At 41.8% G+C, this 12955-nt stretch carries 8 protein-coding genes and 1 riboswitch; of the genes, 3 read left to right on the top strand and 5 right to left on the bottom strand.

Translation table 11 applies throughout. The features are described from left to right. Positions 1 to 391 precede the first annotated feature (391 nt). Both BMY14_RS01505 and cobT read left to right on the top strand, forming a co-directional pair. On the top strand, positions 392 to 2569 hold the full coding sequence (locus BMY14_RS01505; protein WP_091828555.1) for a Tex family protein: 2178 nt from the start codon (positions 392 to 394) through the stop codon (positions 2567 to 2569). 13 nt (positions 2570 to 2582) lie between these two features. Then, complete coding sequence (gene cobT / locus BMY14_RS01500; protein WP_091828552.1) at positions 2583 to 4547, top strand: nicotinate-nucleotide--dimethylbenzimidazole phosphoribosyltransferase; 1965 nt, start codon at positions 2583 to 2585, stop codon at positions 4545 to 4547. Between the two features lie 66 nt (positions 4548 to 4613). Here cobT and BMY14_RS01495 read toward each other — a convergent pair whose 3' ends face one another. Further along, a complete protein-coding gene (locus tag BMY14_RS01495; RefSeq protein ID WP_019552028.1) occupies positions 4614 to 5201 on the bottom strand; it encodes a cyclodeaminase/cyclohydrolase family protein in 588 nt (195 codons plus the stop codon). A 25-nt stretch (positions 5202 to 5226) separates the two neighbouring features. Continuing rightward, on the bottom strand, positions 5227 to 6498 hold the full coding sequence (locus BMY14_RS01490) for a DAK2 domain-containing protein (protein WP_091828550.1): 1272 nt from the start codon (positions 6496 to 6498) through the stop codon (positions 5227 to 5229). 195 nt (positions 6499 to 6693) lie between these two features. Between BMY14_RS01490 and BMY14_RS01485 the strand changes: the two genes are divergently transcribed. After that, on the top strand, positions 6694 to 8847 hold the full coding sequence (locus BMY14_RS01485; protein ID WP_091828548.1) for a cell division protein FtsA: 2154 nt from the start codon (positions 6694 to 6696) through the stop codon (positions 8845 to 8847). Positions 8848 to 8935: 88 nt separating this feature from the next. On the opposite strand, the gene BMY14_RS01480 is transcribed toward BMY14_RS01485, so the two are convergent. The 3 genes from BMY14_RS01480 to hemB all read right to left on the bottom strand — a co-directional run bounded on the left by BMY14_RS01480 (position 8936) and on the right by hemB (position 12928). Continuing rightward, on the bottom strand, positions 8936 to 10093 hold the full coding sequence (locus BMY14_RS01480) for an ABC transporter substrate-binding protein (RefSeq protein ID WP_177177434.1): 1158 nt from the start codon (positions 10091 to 10093) through the stop codon (positions 8936 to 8938). A 177-nt stretch (positions 10094 to 10270) separates the two neighbouring features. Continuing rightward, a riboswitch (glycine riboswitch) is annotated at positions 10271 to 10366 on the bottom strand. A gap of 189 nt (positions 10367 to 10555) precedes the next feature. After that, positions 10556 to 11878: a glutamate-1-semialdehyde 2,1-aminomutase gene (gene hemL, locus BMY14_RS01475; protein ID WP_091828544.1), complete on the bottom strand. Its 1323-nt coding sequence runs from the start codon at positions 11876 to 11878 to the stop codon at positions 10556 to 10558. A gap of 75 nt (positions 11879 to 11953) precedes the next feature. Further along, complete coding sequence (gene hemB, locus BMY14_RS01470; RefSeq protein WP_091828542.1) at positions 11954 to 12928, bottom strand: porphobilinogen synthase; 975 nt, start codon at positions 12926 to 12928, stop codon at positions 11954 to 11956. Positions 12929 to 12955: the final 27 nt, after the last annotated feature.

The following is a 12955-nucleotide window of genomic DNA, read 5'->3' as shown; positions in this document are numbered from 1 at the left end:
TCGTCTACTCATTCATTGGAAAATAAACTAGATTCGTTCTTTATTCTTATATATTCCTAACAAAGGATAAATATATACAGATACTTATTATCTTACTGATTAAAATGATTTTTGTCAATAGATCTATTACAACAATTAAAAACCAATATTCTATTAAGAAGCATTTTCCATAGTTCTGATTTTTAAAAAGGATTCAATATCAACAGTATCCAGTATATAGATTTAGATCCATCTTTGTCAAGATTCAATGAGATTTTTTTGTTTTTTCAAACTGCATCTTTATCCATTTTAGCAAACGGGCAAATTTATGCTATAATATTTGAATACGAAATGATTTTAAATTTACGTTAAAGATTATGTTTCTGAAAAATAAAGAAAAGTTGGTGACTTCATGATTTTAGAAGAAATTGGCGCTTATCTTGCCAATGAACTGAAAGTTAAAAAATATCAAATTGATGCAACGATAAAATTATTAGATGAAGGAAATACGGTTCCCTTTATATCTCGTTATCGAAAAGAAGTAACTGGTGAACTCGATGAAGAACAAATCCGTACGATTGAAGAACGCCTGGCCTATCTGCGCAACCTCATCAAAAGACAAGATGACATACTAAATAATATTGAAGAACAGGGAAAGCTCACGCCCGAATTAAAAACAGCCATTGAGCGTACGATAAAACTCCAGGATCTGGAGGATTTATATCTTCCTTATAAACAGAAAAAACGTACCCGCGCTCAGATTGCCCGTGAAAAAGGTCTTGAACCATTCGCCGATCTGATCATGGCACAAGAAATCACCAGTGGAAATCCACTAGAATACGCAGCACAATATATAAATGCAGAAAACGAAATTGATTCTACTGAACTTGTTTTTGCGGCAGCGATGGATATTATCGCTGAAATAGTCTGTGAACGAGCTGACATCCGCTCAATGCTGCGAAAATACCTATGGCAAAATGCCCGTATCCAGACCGAACTTCCTGAAGAAAATGAAGCCAGTCAGGCATTTTTAATGTACAAAGAATACAGTGAACCACTCAAAACATTACCATCTCATCGCATATTGGCAATCAATCGCGGTGAAAAGAAAAACTTTCTCAAAGTCCGGCTTGATACCGACCATGAAAAAAATCTCAGCTTAATTTTAAATAAAGTTATAACAAAGCCATCAATTTTTAGCGAAATCATAACCGCCGCCGTTTCTGATGGTTACAAGCGCCTCTTGTTTCCGGCACTGGATCGTGAAATCCGTTCTTTGCTGACTGAAAATGCAGAAACCCAGGCCATTCATGTATTTGGTATGAATCTTAAACAGCTTTTACTCCAAGCTCCATTATCGGGAAATGTCGTCATGGGACTTGACCCCGGCTATCGCACCGGCTGTAAAATGGCTGTTATCGATGCAACCGGGCATGTACTCGACCATGGTGTCCTTTATCTTACAATGAGCGATGACGCGAAAGCTAAAGCCGCTGAAACCACGCTGGCTCTAATCAAAAAATACAATGTTACCCTCATTTCAATTGGCAATGGTACGGCCTCTTATGAAACGGAAGAATTTACCGCAAACTTGATTGCTGAAAATCAACTCAATGTCCATTATATTATCACGAACGAAGCTGGTGCCTCTGTTTATTCAGCTTCAAAACTAGCAAAAGAGGAACTGCCTGACTATGATGTCACAATTCGCGGCGCGGTATCAATTGCCAGGCGCGTCCAAGATCCATTAGCCGAACTCGTTAAAATCGATCCACAATCCATTGGTGTTGGTCAATATCAGCATGATGTGAATCAAAAAGGACTAACAACAGCCCTGGATCATGTCATTGAATCCGCTGTGAATCATGTCGGCGTTGAACTCAATACCGCTTCGATTGAGCTATTAAAACATGTTTCTGGAATCAATGCCACCGTAGCCAAAAACATTGTTACGTACCGAAATGAAAATGGTGAATTTACCGCGCGGAAAGAACTCTTAAAAGTAGCCCGCCTTGGTCAGGCAGCTTTCACGCAATGTGCTGGCTTTCTTCGTATTGGTATGGCAAAATCACCACTGGACAATACCCCCGTCCATCCTGAATCTTACAAACTAGCCGAAAGTATTTTAGCAAAACTCGGTTTTACGCTGCAAGACTTGAAAGATAAACACCAGCTTGAAATTTTGCAGGCAAAAATGAAATTGATCGATATCAATCAGCTGGCCGCCAGCCTTGATGCTGGTGTACCAACCATCCGTGATATCCTTGATGCCTTAGCAAAACCTGGACGTGATCCACGTGAAGATTTCCCCGCTCCGCTTACGCGTAAATCGATTGTAAAGTTAACGGATATCGCTGTCGGCACAATTATGCGCGGCACAGTTCACAATGTAACTGATTTCGGCGCTTTTGTTGATATCGGCATCAAGACAGCCGGACTCATCCATCGCTCTGAACTCAGCTATAAACGAGTCAACCATCCACTCGATGTAGTATCCGTTGGTGATATTATTGATGTAATGGTCATCAGCATTGATGCCGACCGTCACCGGATCGGCCTCAGCCTAAAACAAGTACCCAAAGAAGCCTGACAGGGAGGATCGTATGAATTTACTGACACAAACCATAAAAAACATTAAGCCCCTCGATAAAAAAGCAATACACGACGTGCAAAAAAAACTATCTGATACAATGACCAATGTAGAAGGCTTGGGGTATTTGAAAAGTATTTTATTAAATTATGCCGGCATCAGTGGTGAAAAAATTCCCAGTGAGCCAAAAAAATGTACGATTATCAGCTGTGCCGATCATGGTGTTGCCGAAATGAAAGTCAGTGCCTATCCACCTGAAACAACCGTACACATGACAAAAAACTATCTGATTTCAAAAGGCGCAGTAGCCAATGCCCTCGCTAATTTCTCAAAATCCCATATGGTGGTTGTTGATATGGGTATCGCAGCTCCGATGGGTAAAATACCGGGGCTGCTTGATCGTAAGATTGCCCTTGGAACAAAAAATTGTGCCAAAGGAGCTGCCATGTCAAGGCTTGAGGCACTTCAGTCTTTGCACACCGGAATTGAACTTGTACAAAAATATACTGCGCAAGGTTATCATTGCTTTTTACCTGGTGAAATGGGAATTGCCAATACCACATCAAGTGCCGCTATCGTAGCTTGTCTATGCGATCTAAGCCCTGAAGAAGCGACCGGCCGCGGCACCAACATCTCGGATGAACGCCTTAAAGTCAAAATTGATGTCGTTCGTCAAACTCTGGCGGTCAATCAGCCCAATCCAGCTGATGGAATCGATGTCCTCATGAAACTCGGTGGATTTGAACTTGGTTGTATTGCCGGCATCATTTTAGGTGCAGCAGCAAATCGTGCTTTTGTTGTCCTCGACGGCTTCAATACTGGTGCAGCCGCCCTTATCGCAGCTACGCTCTGCCCCACGGTAAAAGAATACCTAATGGGGTCACATTTAGCAGCAGAACCCGCCCATCAAGCAATCTTAGAAAAACTCAACCTCCAGCCTTATATGGATATGCATTTTCGCCTTGGCGAAGCTACCGGTTCCTCCATCATCGTTAATCTTCTGGATGGCATGCTCCTCGCCTATACAGCACTCACAAAAGACCATATACCCGATCTTTTTTGCTGTCAGTCAGAAAAAGCTATGTTACCCCTAACCACACAGGAACTGCAAGAATACAATGACACCATCCGTCCCTTGCATCTATCTTCGATGGAAAAGTGTCAGCTTCGCATTGATAATCTCTGCAAACCAATTTACAGCCTGGGTCGATTAGAAGAAATTGCTGTAAAAATTGCCGGCATTACAGCCTCAGCAAAACCGAATATCTTGCAAAAAAGAATTCTGTGTTTTGGTTCAAAAGCCAATATGTCAAGCACGCAGCAAAAACTCACGGCAGCATTTGCCCAGCATGCAAATGCTAAGGTCACTCTGATTGAACTGCCTAAACCGTCACAAGATTTATTGACGGCGATCAAAGGCGGTATGCTTTTGGCTGAGAAAGAAATCCGACAAGGTACTCAAATCATTGGGATTGCCACAACTGAAAACCAGCGACATGATATATGTGGAACGAAAGTAAAACAAGCACTGCAAAAACTTTTGACCACAAATTATATAGAACTGACAATCTTCAAAGATCGTCTGCTTAAGCCTCATACCCCAGCTTCCGAAACACCTGCGGCCAACGATATAGAATTGGCATACATGATTGGTCTCATTTTGGGTGCAGCCCACGGTGGGGCACTCATCGTACTCGATAATTTCATTTCTGAAATTGCCGCAAAAATTGCGATTGATCTGGCCCCCAATGTAAAAGACTATATCTTACGTACGGAAACACCACCTGTTTCTGCCTTGGATTGGGATATTCCATCTTATCTAAACCTCAATATGACGACAGGTGGCGGCTGTATTGCTGCCCTTGGTATGAAACTAGTCGATGCCAGTCTACATATGCTAAACGATATGAAAACCTTCACAGAGGCTTCTGTAGCAGTTGCCAATGATGGGCCAGGAGCTGGACGGCAAAAAATATAAGAAGAAATAAAACAACCTATGACAAAAACTGCCAAATTACAGCAGCTCGTCATAGGTTGTTTTATTTTACTCATCTAAAATTAAATCAACAAGACATTTTGTTTTAACAAGCAAAACCGATACGCGCTCATTGAGATGTGCCTTAAGGTCACCCTGCTCACGTATTAAGTCAATATTCGTTTGATTGAGCATCATACTCCCCTGTAACGCAGTATGGCAGTTTAGCGCTGCAAACCGTATATCACAAACCAGATTAGGCTCAGCCAGTTGAATCATATCCTTGGCAATGCCCATTGCAGCAAAGCAGGCATCTGCTGTCGCAAAAGAAACCGACATTGCTTCAGCAAGTAAGCGATTCCACTCCTTCGTCTCAAGCTCAATAGGGCTCAGAAAAAGCGGTAAAACTCGTTCCATCACCACAGCATCCTCATCGATCAATTTCTCTAAGGTTTCTTTTATCGATGCCAATTCGTCTTGCCAACGCTGAATTGGTGGCTCACTATCATATTTACTGTTTGCTGAACATAAATGCAGTGCTAACATCAAAAGGCTTACACCACAAGCACCAACTAGTGCAGCGGCACTGCCGCTTCCCGGTGCTTTTTCACCCGATAGTTTACTAAGGAACTCCCCCACTGATAACTCTTTCAACATCACTTCATCCTCCTAAAAACTCAAACTATTTTACAAGTGGCTGCATATTTCTAACATTTTCAGCTAGAGACTGCTCTTTCTTATAGAGCTTTAGTGCCTGCAGACCCGACTGCATATCTGGTGTCTTCAAATTGGCAACTCGATCACCTAAAAGTTCTTGTACCTGTTCTACTACAAGGACGAGATTTTTACTGTTTGGCAAAATAATGTACTGCTTAGCAAAATCGCTATGCACAGCATTCACAAAATCACCAACAGAAGGATTCATGCCCTTGCCGCCAGTGATGATTAAACCTGCACCAGCTTTTTTCATTTTTTCAGACATAACTGCATCAGAGGCAACGGCAATAATCGCAAGTGCTTCTGCCTGTTCTGTCATAACAGATGATTCGTGGTATTGTGCCATATTATCAATTTTCACATCGTGCAAGTTTCCCCAGCCGACAGCCTGTTCAATAATCAAGCCGGGATGATCTGTATGCAGATGAACACGCGTATTATTGCCATGTTTTTGCACAATAACAGCATTACCTATTTTTTGCAGGATTCGCTCCACATCATATACATCCACTTTTGAATGTTTGACCAAAAAACTTACACAATATGGCCGCACCAAATCAACTTCTGGCTTCGGAACCTGATTAGAGGTTTTAAAATTCGTCGACAAGCTAAGGCTTGGCGAAACAAAATTACCATCAAGCCCCTTCATACATCCTGTAAGTAAAACCATCATTCCCTGTCCACCGGCATCGATAAAACCATACTGAGCCTTCGTTCGCTGGAGTTCTTTTTCACCTGCAATCAGGGCTGCTTCTAAAATTTCGGATATCGGCAGATTGGCCCTTACCGCATAATAGGCCCCCTTTGCCACACCTTTTGCCACTGTTATAATCGGACGCTCTTTTGAATCCGGAATACTGCGATGTGCATATAAGATACCATACTGGAATGCTTTACCTATATCAGAAGATCTCGCATCATATTTACCAGAAAGACCTTTACTTAAGCCGCGGAAAATCTGCGATAGAACAACCCCTGAATTACCTCTGGCCCCCAAAATAGCACTATCAGACGTACGTTTTGCCAAAGGTCCAATACCTTCTTCTTTGGCATCCACAAGTGCTGCCGCCGCCGCGCCCATCGTACGCAGCAAGTTTGTACCTATTTCACCACTATCGGATAAAGAAGCTGCATTCAATTGATTCAAATTTTCATATTCAAGTAAAAATTCACTATAAGCACCGGCAATCATTCTTCTAAAATCACTGCTGGTAATAATTTCTTTATTACTGGTCATATTTACCACTACCTATCTTATTTTTCCTGTTATTTACTATATTATACTCAATTTTTCAATAAAAAAGCAATTCGGTAAATTTTCTCTATAATTAAACATGTTTTTTCAGCCGGAAAAAGGATTCTTTCCTAAAACCAGCGAAATATTACAAGTAGTATTGTTTTATTGAATTCTTTATTGTTAAGGAGATTTCCTATGGCTACAAAAAATAAATTATTATTTTCTTTGGATATCGGCACCAGAAGTGTCATTGGTATTGTTGCCGAACAAAACGGCAGCCAATTAAAAATCATTGCCACCGAACGGAAAGAACATCGCACCAGAGCCATGCTTGATGGACAGATTCATGATGTACCACAAGTTGCAGCCATCTTGGAAGATGTTAAAAATGCTTTGGAGGTCAAAACCGGACCATTGAAACAAGTTGCCGTCGCTGCAGCTGGACGTGCTTTATATACAATGACTTCCGAAGCGGAACTTGAAATTAACGAAGTCATTACAGCAGAAACGGAACGAAGCCTTGATTTTATTGCTATCCAAACCGCGCAGCACAAGCTTGCCACCTCAAATACAGTTGCCGACCCGACTCTATATTATTGTGTAGGATATAGTACCGTCAAATATACCTTAGATGGTACCCAGCTTAAGACGCTAGTCGGTCAACGCGGCAAGCTGGCAACAGCTACTGTTATTGCTACATTTCTACCGCGTCAAGTCATTGATTCGATGCAGTCAGCACTTGATACAGCAAAGTTGGAAATGAGTGCACTTACATTGGAACCGATTGCCGCAATCAACGTATTGATTCCACCAACCATGCGTCATTTAAACCTGGTCTTAGTCGATATTGGTGCCGGTACTTCCGATGTAGCTGTAACAAAAGATGGTTCCGTGACCGGATATGGAATGGTTCCACTTGCCGGCGACGAAATAACCGAAGCCATCTCCCAAAAATATCTGCTGGACTTTAACATTGCCGAAACCGTAAAGCGCGATATTTCGGCTGACAAAGCAGGAAAAGTAACCTTCCAGGACATTCTGGGCGTTGAATATAAACTGAGCCCCAAAGAAGTCATTGACAGTGTCATGCCCAATATATTAGATCTTGCACAGGCGATCGCTAAACAGATTTTAGAATTAAATAGTGGTGCGCCACAAGCCGTACTTTTAGTTGGCGGTGGTTCCCTAACGCCTGAACTGCCTGAAATGGTCGCACAGGCACTGGATATTCCTTCCCCACGGGTGGCTGTCCGTAAGCCAGAAACAATTGAGGGAATCGAAAGTATACCCGAAGAACTAAAATCTCCTGATGCTGTCACCCCACTCGGTATACTCAAAATAGCTTCATTAAATGCCTTACACTTTTTAAGTATTTCCGTAAATGAACAGGAATTCCGTCTGTTCAACTTTGGTCATTTGACGGTATCAGATGCACTTTTGACCGCTGGTATCAATCTGAAAAAGCTCGGTGGAAAACCAGGCCTTGGTCTCATGATTACATTAAATGGCGAAAAAAAATATCTTGCTGGAACCATGGGAACAAATGCTAAAATAACGCTAAATGAAGAAATCGCCGCCCTCAAAGACCCGATCAAACATGGCGATAAAATAACGATTGAAAATGGCTGTGATGGCATGGCGCCTGAAGTTAAGCTGCAAACAATTATAAAACCAATGCCGCCAGTCATGCTTTTTATCAATGGCAGTAAAACAAGCATCCCCCCTACCGCGCTCATCAACGGTCAATCCGCTGATATGCAGCAGCTTCTAGTCGATCATGATGAAATCACTTGGCATGAAACAAAAACTCTCGGTGAAGTCTTACTAAAAGCTGGCTACACTCCCACTGCGCGCAAATTTAAATATCTTCTAAATGGAGCACAATCCATGTTCAGCGTATCACCGACCATCACCATCAATGGAAATCCAGCCACTCTTTCCACTGAAGTTTTTCCAAATGATGAAATTGATTTTATTGAACCCACATCCCCAAAACTCGGCGACGTTATAAAACTATCGGAACTCGATACGCATATGATTATCTACTTTAATAAATCAGAATGTAAAATGCCAGCGGCCAACTGCCAAATGACAGTCAACGGCAAATCTGCTACAGCCAATACAATTGTCTATGATGGCAGCGAAATAGAATACACTCTATCCGAACGCAAAACAACAATTGTCAGTGATGTACTGCTCGCGGCGGATTTTCATCCACCAAGTGCTTTAAGTCAAGTAACGTTTAAAATTCTCGTCAACGGTAAATCCGCTGAGTTTATCACCCCCGTCAAAAATGGTGACAAGATTGACGTTTTAATTACACCGATTGAGCACAAAGTGACTATTTAAAATAAAGTTCTTATAAAAAAACCTCCAAGCATAGATGTAAATCTATACTTAGAGGTTTTTTGTTATGTCATCTTTTAAAAAACAATTCTCAAGGTTTTACATTTGCTTTAAAAGTTTGTTTGCCATCAATCATTTCAATAACAACCGCGCTTTTAATTGCATCATGTGTTTCATTTAAAGTAATCGCTCCCGTTATACCATTGAAATCTTTAGTCACAGCCAGTGCTTCCGTTATTTTTGCCGGATCTGTACTATTAGCCCGTTCAATCGCATCAATCAAGACTTTCGCTGCATCATAACCAAGAACCGCTAACGCATCCGGTTTTTGTCCATATTCTTTTTCATAAGCCTCAGCAAAAGCCTGTGCTACAGGTTCTTTGGAATCAACGGCATAATGATTCGTGAAAAAAGTATGGTTCAGTGCATCAGCACCTGCTATTTCAGCTAGTTTAGGAGAATCCCATCCATCAGCACCAATCATGACTGCTGTAATACCAAGTTCACGAGCTTGTTTGACAATCTTGCCAACTTCTTCATAATACCCTGGGATATAAACAATGTCTGGATTTAATGTTTTTATTTTCGTTAAAATTGCTTTAAAATCCTGATCTTTTTGCAAATACGCTTCTTCACCCAAAATTTCGCCACCACCCTGCTTCATGGCGTCCTTAAAGAAATCCGACAACCCCTTGCTGTAATCACTACTATTATCAACCAGAACAACTGCTTTTTTTAAATGAAGATTATTCAAGGCAAAATTAGCTGCTACGGTTCCCTGAAAAGGATCAATAAAGCAAACCCTAAATACATAATCATTTACTTTACCCGTTTTTTCATCCACTGTAACTTTCGGATTCGTCGCTCCCGATACAAGATAAGGAACTTTCGACGCCGCAGCTACACTTGCAGCTGCAATTGCATTGGAACTCGAAAAAGTTCCGGTAACAGCCACTACTTTATCTTGCGTAACCAGTTTTGTCATAGCATTAGAAGCTTCAGCCGGCTCCGATTTATTGTCGGCCACAACTGCCTCAATTTGTTTGCCTAAAAGACCGCCCTTGTCATTATATTCTTTAAAGGCCATTTTCGCACCATTTGCCGAAGATGTGCCGAGTGTTGCATTGCCGCCTGTCATTTCATTTAATAGACCAATCTTAATCGTGTTTGATTCGCCGCCACAGCCAGCTAATGTTCCCATCAAACCTACCAGTATCATAACAATCATTGCTTTAAACGTATTACGCATAAAAAAACCTCTTTCCAACCATATCATTTTCAATCTCCAGTAAAAAATATATGACGAATTGAAAAATCTGCTAAACCCTCAATAAAAAAGAGTCAAATCATAAATGATTTGACTCTGGATATCAAAAATTGCATAGGCAAAACAGACTTCAACAATCGAAAATTCGCTTGTTAAAGCATGCCTGTCTCTGTCCATTTGCCTGAGAGATTTACAGATTACAATCCGCTTTCACCTTCGGCGTCTCAATTAAGAGCACTCTCCAGAGTCCCGTCCACTTGCGGTTCTATTCACACCATTGTGAATGCCTGAGAGTGTTACTCCTTCGGCGGGCCTTGGCCTCTCTTCCGCAAACTTCATTCGGTATACATATGTTTTTTTAAGGCGTACTTGAATGTACATTATTATAACTTACAATCTTTTAATTGACAAGCTTTTTCTTAGGTAAGTATTGCGTCTCACCTTTTATTTCGTCATTGCTGCCACTTTTGCGAAAGCAATGGCTGCAGCCTGTATTGTTTTTTCAATATCAGCATCACTATGAGCCCCAGACATAAATGCAGTTTCAAATGGCGATGGAGCTAAATATATGCCCTGTTCCAGCATCGATTTGAAATAAACCTTAAAAGCTTCCGCATCCGAAGCCGCGGCTGTTTCATAGTCATAAACTGGATTTTCATTAAAGAAAATACCAAACATAGAGCCAGCCTGATGAAATTGCAATTTTAATCCGGCTTTTTTCGCTTCGACTTGCAAACCTAAAAGTAGTTTTTTCGTTTTAAGAGTCAGCACACGACTATAATCCGGCTGACCATCTTCCGGTATTGCCGTCATAATTTTTAACGTTTCAATCCCCGCTGTCATCGCCAAAGGATTCCCGCTAAGTGTTCCTGCCTGATAGACTGGACCTGCTGGTGAAATTTGCAGCATGATATCCTTACGTCCGCCATAAGCCGCAACGGGAAGACCACCGCCGATAATTTTACCCAGACAAGTCAAATCCGGCACGATGCCATATGCAGCCTGCGCACCGCCCAAAGAAGCACGGAACCCACACATAACTTCATCAAAGATCAACAGAGCTCCGGCCTCTTCCGTCAAAACTCGAAGCTCTTTCAAATAGCCTTGTTTTGGCAAAACAAGCCCCATATTCCCCGCAACTGGCTCAACAATAATCGCCGCAATCTCCTTGCCGCTTTCCGCCATAACCTTACGGATGGCTTCAACATCATTATACGGAACCGTAATCGTATTTTCTGCCACACTTTTCGGCACGCCAGGGCTGTCAGGAACACCAAACGTAGCCATACCAGAACCGGCTTTTACCAGTAAACTGTCATGATGTCCATGATAACAGCCAATGAATTTTACGATTTTTTCCCGTCCGGTAAAGCCACGAGCCAAACGCAGCGCACTCATCGTTGCTTCCGTACCAGAATTTACCATGCGGATCATTTCAATCGATGGCATAAGATGTTTGACCCGTTTTGCCAGTTCTGTTTCCAAAAGCGTTGGCGCCCCATAACTTGTTCCCAGTTCCACTGCCTTTTGGAGAGCCTTAACAACCGCTTCATGCGCATGTCCAATGACCATTGGACCCCAGGACCCTACATAATCTATATATTCATTACCATCAATATCATAAATTTTACTTCCTTTTGCCTTCGCAATAAACGGCGGATCACAATCCACACTCCGGTAAGAGCGCACTGGACTGTTTACCCCACCGGGCATATATTGTTTCGCTTCAGCAAACGCTTCCGCTGATTTCGCTAAATTAAGAGCCATTTCAAAATCCTCCTTTTCTAATTATATAGAACGCATTAAACATTTTATATGGCAATCGTCAGGACACCATAACCCCTATTCTTTGAGCCATCTGGCAGCATCAATGGCATGATATGTAATAATGATATCTGCTCCCGCCCGTTTCATACTCGTCAACGTTTCCAAAACGATACGTTTTTCATCAATCCAGCCATTTGCAGCAGCTGCTTTGACCATTGCATATTCACCGCTTACATTGTATACAGCAATCGGATGATCAATATTATCGCGAACCTGACGCACAATATCTAAATACGCCAAAGCTGGTTTTACCATAATAATATCAGCACCTTCAGCAAGGTCGAGTTCTACTTCCTTCATCGCCTCGCGAGAATTGGCCGGGTCCATCTGATAAGAACGACGATCACCAAACTGCGGTGCAGAATCAGCCGCATCACGGAATGGTCCATAATATCCCGATGCATATTTTACCGCATATGACATAATCGATACATTAATAAAGCCCGCCGCATCCAGAGCCTCACGAATTGCGGCCACGCGTCCATCCATCATATCCGATGGTGCGATCATATCTGCCCCAGCCTCAGCCTGACTTACCGCAACTTTAGCCAGCAGTTCAAGCGTAGCATCATTATCGACATATTCACCGCACAATTTCCCACAATGTCCATGACTTGTATATTGGCACATACATACATCACCAATAATAACAAGTTTTGGTAATTCTGTTTTTATAGCTTTCATGGCTCTTTGTACAGGGCTCGTCGCATCCCAGGCACTGGATCCTATTTCATCTTTATATTCAGGCAGGCCAAATATTTCAACCGCTGGAATCCCTAATTCATAAATTTCTTTGGCTAATTTAACCGCATTATCGACTGATAAATGATAACAATTTGGCATGCTGGGAATTTCTGTTTTAACATTTTCGCCCGGCACAACAAAAATCGGATATACAAAATCTTTCGCCGATAATGTCGTTTCTTGTACCATGGACCGTACACCTTCTGAAATACGCATTCTGCGTGGTCGTAATGTTTGCTTCATCATTTTTTCCACCCCATATATTATATTTAT

Source organism: Propionispira arboris, assembly GCF_900109225.1.
GTDB lineage: Bacteria > Bacillota > Negativicutes > Selenomonadales > Selenomonadaceae > Propionispira > Propionispira arboris.
Note: the sequence above shows the minus strand (reverse complement) of the source record. Positions and strands in the feature narration are given on the sequence as shown.